The organism is Bradyrhizobium sp., from assembly GCF_035309285.1.
Classification (GTDB): domain Bacteria; phylum Pseudomonadota; class Alphaproteobacteria; order Rhizobiales; family Xanthobacteraceae; genus Bradyrhizobium.
Window position 1 is genome coordinate 49,587 of sequence record NZ_DATGFH010000161.1, and the last position, 17,023, is coordinate 66,609.

At 63.7% G+C, this 17,023-nt stretch carries 14 protein-coding genes; 5 read left to right on the forward strand and 9 right to left on the reverse strand.

Annotation, left to right across the window (positions count from 1 at the left end; all coding sequences use genetic code 11):
* Window positions 1-3: 3 nt before the first annotated feature.
* Complete coding sequence (locus VKR55_RS28300) at window positions 4-879, reverse strand: MurR/RpiR family transcriptional regulator (protein WP_324408643.1); 876 nt, start codon at window positions 877-879, stop codon at window positions 4-6.
* Window positions 880-1,020: 141 nt separating this feature from the next.
* Between VKR55_RS28300 and VKR55_RS28305 the strand changes: the two genes are divergently transcribed.
* The 3 genes from VKR55_RS28305 (at window position 1,021) to VKR55_RS28315 (ending at window position 5,003) form a co-directional block, all read left to right on the forward strand.
* Window positions 1,021-2,148 (forward strand): amino acid ABC transporter permease, encoded by a 1,128-nt coding sequence (locus tag VKR55_RS28305; RefSeq protein WP_324408670.1) that lies wholly within the window; start codon window positions 1,021-1,023, stop codon window positions 2,146-2,148.
* A gap of 4 nt (window positions 2,149-2,152) precedes the next feature.
* Entirely contained in the window at window positions 2,153-3,271 is a 1,119-nt protein-coding gene (locus VKR55_RS28310; RefSeq protein WP_324408645.1) for an amino acid ABC transporter permease, read from the forward strand.
* Window positions 3,272-3,446: 175 nt separating this feature from the next.
* Entirely contained in the window at window positions 3,447-5,003 is a 1,557-nt protein-coding gene (locus VKR55_RS28315) for an EAL domain-containing protein (protein ID WP_324408647.1), read from the forward strand.
* A 164-nt stretch (window positions 5,004-5,167) separates the two neighbouring features.
* On the opposite strand, the gene VKR55_RS28320 is transcribed toward VKR55_RS28315, so the two are convergent.
* From VKR55_RS28320 to glgC, 3 genes are read right to left on the reverse strand one after another with little or no spacing between them, the layout of a single operon-like run.
* Complete coding sequence (locus VKR55_RS28320; RefSeq protein ID WP_324408649.1) at window positions 5,168-5,677, reverse strand: DUF3617 domain-containing protein; 510 nt, start codon at window positions 5,675-5,677, stop codon at window positions 5,168-5,170.
* A 59-nt stretch (window positions 5,678-5,736) separates the two neighbouring features.
* Window positions 5,737-7,194, reverse strand: coding sequence for a glycogen synthase GlgA (glgA, locus tag VKR55_RS28325; protein ID WP_324408651.1), 1,458 nt, complete (start codon window positions 7,192-7,194; stop codon window positions 5,737-5,739).
* Window positions 7,191-8,453 carry a glucose-1-phosphate adenylyltransferase gene (gene glgC / locus VKR55_RS28330; RefSeq protein ID WP_324408653.1) on the reverse strand — a complete coding sequence of 421 codons (1,263 nt, stop codon included), beginning with the start codon at window positions 8,451-8,453 and terminating at the stop codon, window positions 7,191-7,193. Before glgC ends, glgA begins: the two co-directional genes overlap by 4 nt.
* A 636-nt stretch (window positions 8,454-9,089) precedes the next feature.
* Between glgC and VKR55_RS28335 the strand changes: the two genes are divergently transcribed.
* Both VKR55_RS28335 and VKR55_RS28340 read left to right on the forward strand, forming a co-directional pair.
* The gene (locus VKR55_RS28335; protein WP_324408655.1) at window positions 9,090-10,016 is read left to right on the forward strand and encodes a LysM peptidoglycan-binding domain-containing protein; all 927 of its coding nucleotides are present in this window, start codon (window positions 9,090-9,092) and stop codon (window positions 10,014-10,016) included.
* Between the two features lie 405 nt (window positions 10,017-10,421).
* Window positions 10,422-11,990, forward strand: a complete 1,569-nt coding sequence (locus VKR55_RS28340) for a L,D-transpeptidase (protein ID WP_324408657.1) — start codon at window positions 10,422-10,424, stop codon at window positions 11,988-11,990.
* Window positions 11,991-12,028: 38 nt separating this feature from the next.
* Here the strand turns inward: VKR55_RS28340 and coaA are convergent, their stop codons facing one another.
* From coaA to VKR55_RS28365, 5 genes are all read right to left on the reverse strand, one after another.
* Window positions 12,029-12,985 (reverse strand): type I pantothenate kinase, encoded by a 957-nt coding sequence (coaA, locus tag VKR55_RS28345; RefSeq protein ID WP_324408659.1) that lies wholly within the window; start codon window positions 12,983-12,985, stop codon window positions 12,029-12,031.
* Between the two features lie 98 nt (window positions 12,986-13,083).
* Window positions 13,084-14,019: a carbohydrate kinase family protein gene (locus VKR55_RS28350; RefSeq protein ID WP_324408661.1), complete on the reverse strand. Its 936-nt coding sequence runs from the start codon at window positions 14,017-14,019 to the stop codon at window positions 13,084-13,086.
* Between the two features lie 4 nt (window positions 14,020-14,023).
* On the reverse strand, window positions 14,024-15,685 hold the full coding sequence (locus VKR55_RS28355) for an FGGY-family carbohydrate kinase (RefSeq protein ID WP_324408663.1): 1,662 nt from the start codon (window positions 15,683-15,685) through the stop codon (window positions 14,024-14,026).
* 56 nt (window positions 15,686-15,741) lie between these two features.
* On the reverse strand, window positions 15,742-16,515 hold the full coding sequence (locus VKR55_RS28360) for an SDR family NAD(P)-dependent oxidoreductase (RefSeq protein WP_324408665.1): 774 nt from the start codon (window positions 16,513-16,515) through the stop codon (window positions 15,742-15,744).
* 47 nt (window positions 16,516-16,562) lie between these two features.
* Window positions 16,563-17,023 (reverse strand): ABC transporter ATP-binding protein (locus VKR55_RS28365; RefSeq protein ID WP_324408667.1); only part of this gene is annotated, 461 nt, incomplete at its 5' end.

The window sequence follows — 17,023 nt, forward strand, 5'->3', positions numbered from 1 at the left end:
TGATCAACCTTTCCCGGTGACGTATTGCGACATCGCCACGAGGCGGGCCTCGGTCGCTTCAAGTCGCTTCTTCGCGTCCGCGCCGCCGAGCGAGAAGGTGACCGCGGCAAGCGATTGCGCGATCGCGATCGCACCGGTCAGGCTCGGAAAAAATCCGGGCGAGGACGCAGATTCATAGAGCAGGAGGTGATCGGCGCCTTCGGCCATTGGCGCCATGAGGGAATCGGTGATCGCGATCAGGCTTGCGCCCGCTCCGTGCGCCGCACGCGCCGACTCAACGCTTGCGGTCGAATAGGGCATGAATCCGATCACGACGACGGCGTCACCGGAGCGGAACGCGCCGAAGTCGAGATCCTGCGGCCCCGAACCGCCGACGAGGTGCACATCATCAGAGCGGAACAGGCGAAGCTGATAGTTGAGCAGCTCGGCAACACTGCGACAGCTTCGAAAGCCCGCGATCCAGATTTTCCGCGCGGCGTGCAGCGCCCTCGCTGCTCCCGCAACCGCGTCGGAGGAAATGCGCGCAAGACCTGCAGCTTCGGCGTCCAGCTTGTCTGAGATCAGCGAGACGTCGGCATTCGGCCCATGACGCCGGCCGCGCGCACGGCCCGAGAACGGCGAGGATTGCGCCGGCCGGCGCGCTTCGGTCAGCGCCGCGCGCAGTCCGTCCCAGCCGGAATAGCCGAGCGCCTTGGCGAGGCGCGTGAAGGAGGCGGGATCGGCGCCGGCGACGGAAGCGAGTTCCCGCATCGAGCGCGTGGTGGCGTCGTAGTCGTTAGCGGCGACAAAACGGCCGACTTCCTGCAGCCGCATCGGCAGCGAGGGCAATGCGCTGCAGAGCTCGTTCAAGGGCGAGGATTTCGACGGCTGCTCGGGCATGAAACAAATGTTGCATATTCCTTCATTCAATGCAACATATGAAACGCGCCGACGACACCCGACCTCGCTTGTTCAAGGAATCGTGCCGTGACGACACCTGCGCCGACGACCTCTGCACCCAAACGCCCTCCCCGCCGGCGGATGAATTTCCGGGCGTTACTCTGGCAGATCGTGGTGGTCGCAATCGTGGTCGGCATCGCGGCCTGGCTGTGGTCGAACACTGTGCACAACCTGTCGGTCCGGCGCATCTCGACCGGCTTTGCCTTCCTCGGCCGCGAAGCCGGCATGCCGATCATCGATACCTGGCTCCCCTACAGTCCGAGGGATACCTACCTGTGGGCCTTCGTCGTCGGTGTCGTCAACACGCTGCGGGTGGCCGTGATCGGCGTCGTCCTCGCGACGATCCTCGGCACCCTGGTCGGCATCTCCCGGCTTTCCTCCAACTGGCTGTTGTCGCGGCTCTCACTGGTCTATGTCGAGGTGCTGCGCGACATTCCACTCCTGCTGCAGCTTTTGTTCTGGTACGTGCTGATGCAGGGACTGCCACCGGCACGCGGCGCCTGGAAGCCGATCAACGGCGTCTTTCTTTCCAATCGCGGCCTGATCGTGCCTTCGCTTCCGCTCGATGGCGGACAAGCGTGGGTGATCGGTACCGCGCTGCTCGGGCTCGTGGCGTTCTACTTTCTGCGCTGCGACTTGCTCGCCCGCCAGGTGCGGGACGGCCATCCTCGGCGTATCTGGCCTTATGGAATCCTGTTCGTGATCGCCGCACCGGCGCTGCTGTCTTGGTGGCTCGGCGTTGCCTGGACCCCGACGATGCCCGTATTGCGCGGCTTCAATTTTGCCGGCGGCTGGACCTTTGCGCCGGAATATTTCGCGCTGCTGATCGCACTGGTGACCTACACCTCAGCCTTCATCGCCGAGATCGTGCGTAGCGGCATCCAGGCCGTGCCGAAGGGACAGTGGGATGCGGCGGTCGCGCTGGGCTTGCGGCGCGGCTTCGTGCTGCGCCAGATCGTGCTGCCGCAGGCGCTGCGCGTCATTATCCCGCCGATGACGAGCCAATATCTGAACCTCACCAAGAACTCCTCGCTCGCGGTCGCGATCGGCTATCAGGACATCGTCTCGGTCGCCAACACCACATTGAACCAGACCGGGCAGGCGATCGAGTCGATCGCGCTGATCATGGCGGTGTTCTTGACCATCAGCCTTGGCATCAGCCTGTTCATGAACTGGTACAACGCCCACATCGCGCTGGTGGAGCGCTAAGGCCATGGCAATCGCAACCGAACTGCCGCAGATGCCGCGTCCCTCGAACCGCCCGCGCACAGGCGTGGACGCCTATCCTCTGCTGCGCTGGCTGCACGCCAACCTGTTCTCGTCGATCACCTCGACCGTCATCACGCTACTGTTGTTCGCGCTGCTCGCAAAAGTCATCGCCGGCTTTGTGCAATGGGGCATCCTGAATGCGGTCTGGAGTGTTCCCGGCAACGACACCGGCGCATGCCGGGCCGCGCGGGGCCTCGGGGCCTGCTGGGCGGTGATCCCGGAAAAATATCGCTTCATCCTGTTCGGAACCTATACTTACGACCAGCAATGGCGGCCGGCGCTCGCCACCCTGCTGTTCATTGCGCTGTTCTGTGTCTCCAGCCTGCGCTTCTTTTGGCGCAGAGAACTGGTGCTGATCTGGGCCGTGGCGCTGTCGCTGATCGGGCTCTTGATGTGGGGCGGCGTTCCCGGCCTGCCCTTCGTATCACAGGAACGCTGGGGCGGACTGCCGGTGACGCTTGTGCTGGCGACCTTCGGCCTCGCCTTCGGTTTCCCGCTCGGAATCCTCGTTGCGCTCGGCCGCCGCTCAAAGCTGCCGGCGATCCGCTCGCTCTGCGTGCTCTATGTCGAACTGATCCGCGGTGTTCCGCTCATCAGCCTGCTGTTCATGGCGAGCGTGATGTTTCCGCTGTTCATGCCCGAGGGCTTCAACATCGACAAGCTCCTGCGCGCGCAGATCGCGGTGGTGCTTTACGCCGGCGCCTATCTCGCCGAGGTGGTCCGTGGCGGATTGCAGGCGGTGCCGCGCGGACAGCACGAAGCGGCCGACGCACTCGGCCTCTCCTATTGGCGCAAGCAGCGGCTGATCATCCTGCCGCAGGCGATCCGCCATGTGATTCCGCCGCTGGTCAACACCTTCATCGCCTTCTTCAAGGATACCAGCCTCGTACTGATCATCGGCATCTTCGACCTGCTCACCACGGCGAAGACCGCGATCCTCGATCCCGCCTGGCAGGCCTTCAGCATCGAAGTCTACCTGTTTGTCGCCGTGATCTATTTCGTGTTCTGCTTTGCAATGTCCCGCTACAGCCGGCATCTCGAGGCACAGGGCAAACGCACCTGACCGGCCTCGCTTATGGTTAGGGCTTCGTAAAAGCCGGCCATTGAGGGGCACACCTCATGGTTTTGTGATCTCCCTCCTTAAACGAATATTAGAAGCTACCACCCTACCGTTGGCAGTCGAATTGCCTTAGCACCAGCGTGTTTCGATGAAGCTCCGCCGCCCGAGTCGTGCATCCATGGCTACTGTTGTCGCGAGCATGGCCGTGTTCGCTGCGGGCGGTCATTTCGTCGCACAAGCCATCATCGGAGGTCAGGAGCAGCAGCGGCTGCAAGAGCTGACCGAGATTGCGCTGCGCCGGTCGGAGGTCGCGGTCGACTTCGCCGCCGCCAGCGTCGACGAGCTCGCATCGATCGGCAAGCTCGATTGCGAACCGACGTCGCTGCAGCAGTTCCGCCTGCAGGCCTATCAGCGCTCCGCGGTCAAGGACGTGCGGCTCGTCAATCACGATGGCTCGATCGTATGCTCGGCCTATTCCGAGACGCTTGAGTTCGACAAGGACTGGGTCACCCGCCGCGACATGCTGGCGACCAGCGACGACAAGCTTCGCCTGTTCCGCGTCGAGCAATTCGGCGGCGACGCGCTCGGCGTGCTGCGCGACGTCGATCCCAAGCGCGGGCTCGTCGCCATTATCGGCATCAACTCCTACCTGTTCGACATCATGCCGGCCGAGCTGCGCGCGCACAGCGAGGTCGTGCTGGCGCTCAACAATGATCAGCAGCTTGCGCAGTTCTCGCTCGAGAATCTCGACCTTCAGGATCCCATCGAGCTGACGAAGACCTCCAGCCGCTATCCGCTCCATGCCACGATCCGCGTCGAGAGCAGCGCGCTCGCCAGGGCCTACGGGCATGGCTACTGGCCGGGGATGCTGGCCGCGCTCGGGCTCGGGCTCGCCTTCGGCGTGCTGCTCACCCGCGCGCTGCGTGTCGAAGGTCCCCTCGCCGATCTTGACCAGGCGCTGGCGCGAGCTGAATTCAGGCCGTTCTTCCAGCCGATCTTTCATCTCGCAACCGGCGAGATACTCGGCTGCGAGATGCTGGCGCGCTGGATTCGCGCGGACGGCAGCATCGTTCCACCGATGAAATTCATCCCCCTTGCCGAGCAAAGCGGACGCATTCGCGTCATGACCTGGCAGATCCTCGCCATCGCGCTGAAGGAACTGAACGCGCATCTGAGACATAGCAAGGAATTCAAGCTGTCCTTCAATGTTGTCCCGAGCCATCTCATGAGCGAGGGCTTTGTCGAGCAGCTCCGCAGGACCGTGGCCGACGCAAAAGTATCGGCGCGGCAGATCGTGCTCGAGATCACCGAGCGCGACGAACTGCAGGATCTCGGCAAGGCCGCTGAAATCGTGCGCGATCTGCGCGAGTTCGGCTTCAAGGTCGCGATCGACGACGTCGGCGTCGGCCATAGCGGGTTATCGCATTTGAAGGCGCTCGGCGCCAACACCATGAAGATCGACAAATTCTTCGTCGACACCATCAAGGACGAATCCACCTCGCGGATCGTCGAAACCCTGGTGCGGCTCGCCAGGGACCTGCAGATGACGGTAGTGGCCGAGGGCATCGAGACCGACCAGCAGATGCAGTCGCTGCTCGCCTGCGGCGTCGAGGAAGGTCAGGGTTATATCGTCTCGCCGCCGCTTCCTTGCGCGAAATTCATCGAGCTGATGCAAATCCGGCAGGCGCGTTTCACCGCCAAGAGCATCGTCGACGACGCCGCGCTGGTTGCCTGAACGGTTAGGCCGTGTACTCATAAAATCGGGATGCTTGCGTCAGGCCGCCTGATGTCGCGTGTCCTCAGGCACCGGATATGATGATGCGCGTCGATGGTCGGAATGGCTTTCAAGATCACGTCCCTTTGCTGACTTCTTTCGTTTCGTTATTTCTTGCCAACGATCTAACGCGGCGCCGACGGAGGTGCGAGTTTCTTCATATCGAGGATGTTCACCGTCCTGCCGTTGCTCAGCACAATGTCGCCCGGCCTCTCGTCCGCTGCGCACGGGCCCAGCCATTTCGCATCCATGGACATGACCATCTTGCCACCCGGAAGCGCGGGGCTCTCCGCCGCCACCGTCATCGTGTAGGCGCTGTCGAAATTTCCGGACGCAACCGAATGTGCCGTTGCGGGCTTACCGGCGACGGTGCAGGTGAAATCCGTCGTCGTTGTGTCTCCCGACGTCTGTACCTTCTGCTTGCAGGCAGCGGGATTGAAGGGTCCCGCGCTTGACTGCAACATCTTGTCCGTCTCGGCATCGATGCACTGGCGGACTGTCCGCGCTGGCGCATTGCTTCCTTCGATGCTGGTCTTGACTTCCCACAGGCCGGGCTTGCGCGACATCGTGTCCACTGCGAGGGCCGAAGTTGTGCAGAACACGGCCAACGCGGCGGCTATTCCAATTATCTTCATGATGACGTCTTGCACCTCAATGCGGGAATGACTTCGTTGTCGTGAGCGATGGCCGCAAGTCAGGCCGGTGCAAGCGCGATCATCTCGCGATAGAGATCGGCGTAGCGGCGGGCGCGGTCGCGCCAGGACACATCCGTTCGCATCCCGTTGTCCTGAATCGTCCGCCACGTCGGCCCGTCGCCGAACACCGCATGAGCCCTACGCAGCGCTGCGGCGAGATTGTCAGTGGTCACCGGCGCGAACTTGAAGCCGGTGGCGGCACCGCTCGCAATGGCTGCGGTGTCGGCCTCAGTCACCGTATCCTCGAGGCCGCCCATGCGGGATACGATGGGGACCGCCCCGTATCTCAGCGCACAGAGCTGGGTGAGACCGCACGGCTCGAACCGGGACGGCACAATGAGGGCATCGCTGCCGGCCTGGATCTGATGGGCCAGCTCCTCATCGTAGCCGATCACGGCGCCGATCTTCCCGCCGTTGGCTTGCGCGGCCGCGCGGTAGCGCTCCTGAAGATCGGCGTCGCCGCTGCCGAGCACGGCGAGCTGCATATCATCGGCCAGCACCGTCGGAATGGCCTCGAGCAGAAGATCGAGCCCCTTTTGCCAGGACAGACGGCTGATCACGCCAAGCAGAAATGTATCCGGCCTCTGCTCGAGGCCGAACCGTCGTTGCAACGCGGATTTGTTGGCCGCGCGGGAATCAAGATCACCGGCGTCGTAACGGCTGGCGATGGCAGGATCGGTTGCGGGATTCCAGACATTCGTATCGATGCCGTTGAGGATGCCGCGGAGGTCGCCTGATCGATCGCGCAAGAGGCCGCCAAGGCCCATGCTGCCTTCATCACTCTGAATCTCGACGGCGTAGGTTGGGGAAACGGTTGTGATGATGTCAGCGAATCGCAGGCCGGCCTTCAGAAAGCCGATGTCGCCATAATATTCGACGCCATACATGTTGAAGGAGTCCGGCGGCAGCCCGATCTCCGCCAGCATCGATTGCGGAAATCGCCCCTGAAAGGCGAGATTGTGCACGGTGATCATCGTGCGCGGGCGCGGCCGGCCGCTATAGTGTAGATAAGCCGGAGTGAGCGCCGCCTGCCAGTCATGCGCATGCACGACATCAGGCACGAAATCCTGGACGGCTCCGAGCCCGATATTGGCGGCCATGCGCGAGAGCGCTGCAAACCGCAGCCCGTTATCCGGCCAATCCTTCCCCTCGGGCGACAGATAGGGATTGCCGGGGCGCGCGAAGAGATGCGGCGCATCGAGCACGAACAGGTCGAGCTCTCCGCACGATCCACTGAGCAGTCGAATCGTTCCGCCAAAGAATTGCTGCCATTCGAGAACGCCCTCCGCTTTCGCGAGGGCATTCAGGACATCGGGATATCCGGGCACGAGCGTGCGCATCTCGACACCCTCGGCCCTCAAGGCGATCGGCAAGGCGCCCGCGACGTCGGCGAGGCCGCCGGTCTTGATGATGGGATAGATTTCCGAGGCGACCGACAGGACGCGAAGGGACGTCATGCATTCAGCCTGTCGATCATCGGCTGGGTGATCAGGCAGACGCCATTGCCCGTGGTCCGGAATCGCTTCGCGTCAAGCTCTGGATCTTCGCCCACCACGAGGCCTTCCGGAATCCGCACGCCGCGGTCGATGACCACATTGCTCAAGCGGGCATGTCGGGCGACATCCACATAGGGCATGATCACCGCGTTCTCCACTCGCGCATGCGAATGCAGGTGAACGCCGGTGAACAAGAGCGAGCGCCGCAACGCCGCGCCGGAGACGATGCAGCCTCCGGATACGAGCGAGGTGACGGCTTCGCCGCGACGTCCCTCCTCGTCATGGACGAATTTCGCCGGCGGCGTGATTTCGGCGTGAGTCCAGATCGGCCAGGACTGGTCGTAAAGGTCGAGATCAGGGACGGTGTCGGTGAGATCGATATTTGCCGACCAATAAGCATCGACCGTTCCGACGTCGCGCCAGTAGCTCGGTTGATCGTTACCCGAGCGGACGCAGGAGCGGCTGAACTGATGGGCGATCGCGCGGCCGTTCCTGACGATGTAGGGAATGATGTCCTTGCCGAAATCACGATTCGAATTGGGATCGGCCGCATCGCGGCGAAGCTGATCGAACAGGAAATCCGTATCGAACACGTAGATGCCCATGCTGGCGAGGGATGTGTCCGGCTTGCCGGGCATCGGCGGTGGATCGGCAGGCTTCTCCAGGAAAGACTGGATGACGTCGTTCTCGTCGACATGGATGATGCCGAACGCGCTCGACTCCGACCGCGGCATTTCGAGACAACCGACGGTCACGTCGGCCTTCTGCTCGACATGTTGCTTCAGCATCAGCTCATAGTCCATCTTGTAGACGTGGTCGCCGGCCAGCAGCACAATATATTTTGCGCCGTAGCTCTCGATGATGTCGATGTTCTGGTAGACCGCGTCCGCGGTCCCGAGGTACCACATCGTCTCGGACACGCGCTGGCTCGCCGGGAGAATGTCGAAACTTTCGTTGCGCTCGGGACGGAAGAAATTCCACCCCATCTGCAGGTGGCGAATGAGGCTGTGAGCCTTGTACTGGGTCGCAACAGCGATGCGGCGGATGCCGGAATTGAGCGCATTCGACAACGCGAAGTCGATGATCCGCGACTTGCCCCCGAAATAGACCGCCGGCTTGGCGCGCTTGTCGGTCAGCTCCAGAAGCCGGCTGCCGCGGCCGCCCGCCAACACGAAGGCCAGGGCATGGCGCGAAAGCGGTTCATTGGCGACAGCTCGCATTTTTTTCCTCCCTTTACCTCTAAACACTAAGCCCGAATGGGCGGCAGCGTTCCAGGCCCCGGCACATTATCCGGTCCTCATCCCGCGGAAAGAACCCGACCGGGAGCGAGTGTAGCGGCCAAAACAGCGGATCGGAAAGTGGCAAGAGGCAGGTAGCGTTACTGAACTCCCACCAACGGCGATGCCCGACAGTCAGGGGACAGCCGCCGCAATCCCGCGGCGCGAATGCGCCCTGCCCCAACATTCGTGATGATGCGTAACGCCCTCTGGCGCGTGCAGGACGCGCGGAGCCACAACCTTCCGAAAAAAGAAGAGAAGCATTTTTGCGAAGGGGCTCGATATATACTTCTGATTAGACGAAGCAATTTGTGCGCGCGGCCGTGCCCTGAAAGCGGGCAGCGGGACCACCGTGCGAGTTGGGCCGCACACCGACGTCGTGCGCTCTCTCACTCGACCACCTCATCGGCGATGGCGAGCAGCTTGTCTTGAATGGTGAGGCCGAGTGCCTCGCGAACTGCATTGGTCAGCACGGCTGACCGACAACCCATTTTTGGCTGGACTTGATGTACGAGCCAAATCGGCGCAGAATCAAATTTGTAGCACTGGTGACGATCGGTCGGCCGACGCGTGGTGGTTATGACACCTGTTTCGATAGTCAAAATAGTTGTACCGGCGTTCGTGTTGATCGCGGCAGGCAGCACAGCCCTTGTCTTTGGCGTACGGCACGAGGAGAGGCCCGCAGCAGATGCCGTCACTGCAACGACGAGCGCTCCACAGGCTGCGCCGGCCGTTCGCAGCGATGCCCCGCCGACAGCGACCGAAGCTCCACCTTCCAGCGCGGCAACTCAGGCGCCGACTGCGCTCGCGGCGATCGGGACCAAACCCGCGGCCATCGCAGCCGAACTTGCCGGACCGCCGGAGGCCGCCGCCAAGGATCAATCCTCACCCTCCTTCGACATTGCCCGCATTGAAACAGGTGGCGACGCGGTCATCGCCGGACGGGCGGCTCCGGGCGCAACCGTAGACCTGTTGCGCGGCGGAGAGCGTCTTGATCGAGCGGTTGCAGATGCGTCCGGAGAATTCGTTATGGTCCCTCCCCGCCTCCCTGCGGGCAGCTATGAGCTGACGTTGAGCGCAAAATTGCCCGACGGCACGGTGACATCATCCAAACACGGTGTAGCGGTCACGGTCAACGAGCCGGGACCGAGCGCTCCGGCAGCGCAATCGCGTGCCGAATATATTCCCGAAACCGCGTCTCAACCGCGCCCATCCTCGGAGCCGGGTTTGCAGACCGACAAGCCGCAGCAGAGCGCCGGTCTACAGCCGGCGCATGCGATTCGCGCCAGTTCAGCCGCGGACGAAGCTGCATCCCCTCCGGCGGCTGCGCACGCAGTTTCGAGCAAGGTGGTATCCCGCGGCGACAGCCTATGGCGAATCAGCCGCATCACTTATGGCGACGGCTCACGATACGCGCTCGTATACCGGGCGAACCGAGACCGGATACGGGATCCAAATCGCATTTATCCCGGCCAGACCCTCGTTCTCCCCGTCAAGCACAACTGAAACGCCGACACGCCGGTCTGCCCCCGCTCGTAAACTTCCGGTCTCCCTCCAATAGGCGCACGGATTCGAAGTCACGTCGAATTTCGCAGATGGGCCATAAGCCGCAGGTTGCTGCTGCGCGATGCTCCGATGACGACGATTCGGCCGTTCATAAAGAACGACCAGGGTGAAGCCGCTGAGCGAACGGTGAGGCAGATCAATCCCCCCGGCTTTCGCCAAATCCATCACTTTCGGCCGCGAGCGACCCTTCCTCCTGCGCGGGGGGTCGTATATGAGAGATTTATCATCGAAACTTTGGATAGTTTCAGGAGTAAATTGGAGCGAGGATGGCGGCGGCTGATCCAAAATCGCGATCTGACACTTGATCGACCGAAGCGCCGACAGGCATTTCAACCGGAGCATGGCATGGTCACTCGATTTAGGATGGCACAATCCACCGGTGCGATGTGGCGTTGGGGGCCTCCCGTCCTTGTGATGCTCGCGGCGCTGACGGCGCTGACCGCCGGCGCCACGGCAAGACAGGCGCGCCCCGAGCCAGTCACCGAGGCGACGGCGCCACGCGCTGCGGGCGAGCCGATCATGGCGATCGTGTCGCTCAAGAGCCAGCAGGTCACTTTCTACGACGCCGACGGCTGGATCCTGCGCGCGCCCGTGTCGACCGGCATGACGGGACGCGAGACGCCGGCTGGCGTCTTCGCCGTCATCGAGAAGGACAAGGACCACCACTCGACCATGTATGATGATGCCTGGATGCCGAACATGCAGCGCATCACCTGGAACGGCATCGCGCTGCACGGCGGCCCGCTGCCGGGCTATGCGGCCTCGCACGGCTGCATACGGATGCCCTACGGCTTTGCGGAGAAGCTGTTCGACAAGACGTGGATCGGGATGCGGGTGATCATCTCGCCCAACGACGCGGCCCCGGTCGCGTTTTCTCACCCGGCGCTGTTCGTGCCCAACGCGCAAGCCCTCGCGGCCGCTCCGGCGCGCGCCGAGACGCTCGCCGGCGAGGCCGCGGAGGCCGCCATGGCGGCCGACGAGGCAAAGAAGGCCGCCGCGGCCACGGCCCGCGAGGTAGCCTCGCTCAAGGCGTCGCTGCGCAAGCTGGAATGGCTCAAGGCCCGCGCCGACGCCGAGCTCGCGTTCGCCGGCAAGGCGCTCGCCGCCGCAAAGACGGACCAGGCCAGGGCGCGGGCCGAGGACTTACAGCAGAAGGCCGCTCCCAAGGCCGCGGACGCTACGACGCAGCTCGACACCGCCAACGCCGACCTCAAGTCGAAGCTCGACGCCGCCGCCGCGGCAAAGGACGCGGCCAAGGCGGCCGCGACCAAGAAGGCCGACACCGCAAAGGCGGCGAGCCAGGCAAGGCTCGCGCTCGAGCCAGTCTCCGTCTACATCAGCCGCGCGACGCAGAAACTTTACGTGCGGCGCAACACGCATAAGCCGGCGCCGGACGGGGGCGGCGAGGTGTTCGATACGAGCATGGAGGTTCCGGTCACGATTCGTGATCCTGACAAGCCGATCGGCACGCACATATTCACAGCGGTGGCACGCACCGACACGGGCCTGCGCTGGACCGCGGTCACGATCGACAGCGGCGACGACGCCAAGGACGCGCTCGACCGCATCACCATTCCGAAAGATGTGCTCGATCGCATCGCGCCGACCGCCGTGCCGCGATCCTCGATCATCATCTCGGACGAGCCGCTGAGCCGCGAGACCAACTATCGCACCGAGTTTGTCGCGGTCTTGAACAATCAGCCCCAGGGCGGCTTTATCACGCGCCGGCCTACGCCCGACATCGTTGCGAGCGACAACTCCTGGGGCGATAACTCCTGGGGCTGGGGCGACAACTCCTGGGGCAACAACGGCTCTGGCTTCTTTCTCCAGCGCAATCCGGACCCGCAAACCGGCTATCCGCGTCGGCGCGGCGGCCAGTACTACTATCCGCCGCAACAGGGCTGGCGGTGGTAAGGCGCGCCACGCCCTGAATAGAAGCCACTGTAGCGGAGCTAAAGCCGTCGCAGCGCCACCGTCTCGATGAGGTGATCGGCGCCCTTGGTGAGGATCAGCGTCGCGCGCCGGCGCGTCGGCAGGATGTTTTCCTCGAGATTGGCGAGATTGGTGCGCTCCCAGATCGCCGTTGCGGTGGCGATCGCTTCATCGTCCGACAGCAGCGAATAGCGATGGAAGTAGGACCTTGGATCGTGGAACGCGGTGTTACGAAAGGTCAAAAAGCGCTGCACGTACCATTCGCGCATCACCGCCTCGTCGGCGTCGATATAAACGGAGAAGTCGAAAAAGTCGGACACGACCGGCACCGCCTTGCCGTGGCGCGGCAACGGGGCGGTCTGCAGGACATTCACGCCCTCGACAATGAGGATGTCGGGCTGATCGACCGCCTGCCACTGGTTCGGAAGGATGTCGTAGGTCAAATGCGAATACACCGGCGCCCGCACCGGGCTTCGTCCGGCTTTGATGTCGCTCAGGAACGACAACAACCGCGCCCGATCGTAGCTCTCCGGAAATCCCTTCTTCTGCATCAGCCCTTCGCGCTCCAGCACCGCTTTGGGATAGAGAAAGCCGTCGGTTGTCACCAGATCGACTTTGGGACGCGGCGACCATCGGGCGAGCAGCGCCTGCAGGACACGCGCGGTGGTCGACTTACCCACTGCAGGCGAGCCGGCGATGCCGATGATGTACGGGACCTTGCGGTCGCGGATCCCGAGAAACTGACGCTGCGCGTAATAGAGCCGCTGCGCCGCGTCGACATAGATCGACAGCAAACGCGACAGCGGCAAGTAGATCTCCTCGACCTCCTTGATGTCGAGGCGGTCGTGCACTGAGCGCAGCCGCGAAAACTCGCCGGGCTCCAGCGTCATCGGCGTGCCGTCGCGCAATGCGGCCCACTGCGCGCGCGAAAAGATTCGGTAAGGATTGTACCTCTGCTCGGGAGCGCGGATATCCATCTCGCCGCCTCTCAAACTCTTGGAGCGCCAGTCGCTCTTGCGCGACGCTTGATCTCCAGTCCGCATATTGTTGTTTGCCGCGTGAGCGCGGCCTCACCTTACCACAATCCCGCCACCTCGCTGAAGCGAGGCGGGTCGGCGCCGGCACGGGTGCAGGTCAGGGCCGCGCAGTGGCAGGCGAACGCGAGGGCCTTGCGAAGCTCGTCGGCCTCAATCGCCTGCAGCTTTGGCCGCTCGATGCGGTTCAACCTGGCAAGCGCAAACAAGAGCGCAGCCTGAAAACTGTCGCCGGCGCCGATGGTGTCGACGACCTTGACGGCCGGAGCGCCGACCTCGATCGCGCCGACCTTGCGATGCCAGGCCTGCGCCCCCTGTGTGCCGCGGGTGATGACGATCAGGCTCGCGCCGCGCGCAAGCATGGCACCGGCCTGCCCGGCGCAGTCTGCGTCGCCATAGAGGTAGGTGAAGTCGACGTCCGACATCCTGACGATGTCGGCGCCGTCGGCGAACGTTCCCATGCGTGTCCGATAGGCGTCCTTGTCCTGCACCAGATTGGGCCGGCAGTTCGGATCGAAAGAGATCGTCGCCGAACGCTTCGCGTCGGCGATCAGGGCGTTGGCTTCCGCGGCGCCGCGCTCGTGCACCAGCGTCGTGGATCCGATATGGACAGCCTCGATGGTCTCGAACGGGATCGCGCCAGGCTGGTAGCGCCAGTTGGAGGCCGCGGTTTCCGCGTCATAGAAGGCATATTGCGACTCGCCCTCGACGATCCGAACGAAGGCGAGCGTGGTCTGATGCGCGCTCCGCGTCGCATGACGCAGATCCACGCTCGATGCGATCGCGTGATCGGCGATCATGCGGCCGAACAGATCGGTCGAGATGCCGCCGACAAAACCTGAGGCCACGCCAAGCCGGGCAACGCCGACGGCAATGTTGAGGCAGGAGCCGCCGACCGCCGGGCGCGCAGCGTCGCGTCCATCAGCGGCCACCACGGGCACGAAATCGATCAGCGCGTCGCCGCAGCTCAAGATCATGGCCTCAGCCTTTCGCTGCTTGCCCGCCGCCATCCAACGCGCGCATGGCCTCGCGGCTTTCCTGGTCCAGCGTGCGGAGCAAGTTGTAAATCCCGCGCTTGGTGCGGTGAAATTCCGCCATGCGAGGGGTCGTCGGCTCGCTCAAGCGGCCGAGCGCCGACATCGAGGCCATGGTTTCGCCGATCGACGCGAAGGCGCCGCCGGCCACCGCGCCCAGCATCGCTGCGCCGAGCAGCACCGGCTCCTGCGTTTGCGGCAACGCCACCGTAAGCCCGGTCGTATCCGCCATGATCTGCCGGACCAGCGGGCTACGCCCGGCGCCGCCGCCCATGACGATGACGTTGCTTTGCACCTGATGCGCGGCAAAGGCGTCGATGACATCGGCAAGGCCGTAGGCAAGCCCGCACAGACCCGCGACAAACAGCCGTTCCATCGCGCCGATATCGGCATCAAGATCGAGCCCCGCGATCACCGCGCGCGAATTGGGATCGGCGTAAGGCGAGCGGTTGCCGAGAAATTCGGGCAGCACGTGAACATCGCGCGCGAGCGCAGCCGCGGCCCCCGCATTGCCGGCGCGGACGATGATCCGCCGCTCCAGAAATTCGATGACATCGACGCCAGCGCTGCGGGCGGCCGCGCTCGCCTCGGCATAGGCCGGGTGCGAGCGAAGCAGATGGTCGACCGCCGCACCCGCAGCCGACTGCCCGCCCTCGTTCAGCCAGAAGCCGGGCACCATGCCCGAATAATAGGGGCCCCAGACGCCGGGCACGAAGCACGGCTCCGAGGTTGTCGCCATGATGCAGGCCGATGTCCCCATGATGTAGGCGAGACGATCGCAGACGTTGACGGGCGCCTCCGCCGCCAGCCGGCCGCCGATCGCGCCGATGCCGCCGGCATGCGCGTCGATCAGGGAGGCGCCGACCGGCGTTCCCGTGCGCAGGCCGAGCTCCTTTGCGGCGTTCACGTTCAGCCCCGCACCGAGCGGCGTACCGGGCGGCACGATGTCGGTTCCGATACGCCCGTATTGCTCGGCAGAAAACTCTTGCAGGCCGATCCGCTGAAAATACGGCGCGCTCCAGCGCTTCTCATGCGCCAGGAAATTCCACTTGCAGGTCACGGTGCACATCGAGCGCGCCAGCGACCCGGTCGCGCGAAAGGTGAGATAGTCAGCGAGATCGAAGAAGTGCCCGGCGGCGCCGAAGCTCGCGGGAAGATGCCGCTTCAGCCAGAGCAGTTTTGGCATTTCCATCTCGGGTGAGATGGAGCCGCCGACGTAGCGCAGCACGTCGTCCCCGCTCTCGTTGATCTCCCGCGCTTCTGCGATGGCGCGATGGTCCATCCAGACGATGACATTGCGCTCGGGGTCGCCGGACGTACTGACCGAGATCGGGGTTCCGTCTCCTGCGAGCACGACCAGTGAGCAGGTCGCGTCGAAGCCGATGCCCTTGACGGCTTCGGCCGGGATCGCCGCCTCGCCAAGTGCGGTGTGCACCGCGGTGACGCAGGCATTCCAGATGTCGCTCGAGGACTGTTCGACGATGTCGCCGGCTTCATGCCAGGTCCTGATCGGATGCCTGGCGATCCCCAATAATTTTCCCGTCGCGTCGAATACGCCAGCCCTGGTGCTCGCGGTTCCGACATCGACGCCGATATAGGCCTCTCGCATGCGTGCTCCCCAACTAGAGCATGATCCGATCATGCTCAACTAATTGAGGGGCAAGCCTACCAGCAAGTGTAGCCGCCATCGACAAGAACGATACTGCCCGTCATCAGGCTCGCGGCGTCGGAGGCGAGGAACAGGACAACGGAGGCGATCTCCTCGACCTGCCCCATTCTCGCCATCGGGGTCCCGCCGATCCAGGCGTCATACATCTTCGCATTGCTCTTCACGAAGGCATTCAGCGGGGTCTCGATATAGGTCGGGGCGACGGCATTGACCCGCACGCCGCGGGCGCCCCACTCGGCCGCCAGCGACTTGGTCAGATGGTGCACCGCGGCCTTGGAGGCGTTATAGTAGCACTGTTCCTGCGGCTTGTTGACGATGAAGCCCGACATCGAGCCGACATTGACGATGGTCCCGGCCTTCGCCTGCAGCATGTGCTTGCCGAAGGCGCGGCAGCACCAGAAGGTGCCGTTGAGGTTGACGTCGATCACGTTCAGCCAATGCTCGTCGGTGACGGTTTCCGCCGGGGTCTCGCTGCGGGCGATGCCTGCATTGTTGACGAGAATGTCGACCTTGCCGAACCAGGAGGCGAGCTGATCGGCGACCTCGGAGACACGGCGGGAGTTCGTCACGTCCATGTCGACGACGTCGGTCTGGTAGCCCTTTCCTCCCATCTCAGCGCGAGCGGCCTCGGCCGCCTTGGCATCGCGATCGGCGATCACCACCCTGGCGCCGGCCTCCGCCAGCGCTTCGACGCAGGCGAGCCCGATGCCCTGCCCGCCTCCGGTTACAACCGCGGTCTTGCCGTCGAGCTTGAATTTCTCGAGATACATGGGTCCTGTCCGTTTCTTCTTGTTGGAAGTCCATTGCCCGGGGCGCCTCACGCGCGCAGGGCATTGCCGCTTTCATCGAAACGGTGAATGCGTGCGGGATCAGGCGACAATGAAACCTTGTCGCCCGCGCGCAGATTCAATTCGCCGATATAACGCGTGGTCAGTTGGCCGATCGGGCCGGCATCGACATAAAGAAAAGTATCGCTGCCGAGATGCTCGGCCGCGCTCACGGTTCCCTGCCAGCCCTGCCCTTCGCGCTCGACCCTGAGATGCTCAGGCCGCACGCCGATGGTGGTTGCGCCACGCTGCCGCGCCGGCTCGCCGGTGACAAAATTCATCTTCGGGGAACCGATGAAGCCGGCGACGAACAGGTTCGCCGGCTTCTCATAGAGGTCGAGGGGGGAGCCGTACTGCTCGACCTTGCCGGCGTTGAGCACGACGATCTTGTCCGCCATGGTCATGGCCTCGACCTGGTCGTGGGTGACGTAGATGGCCGTGGTGCCGAGCT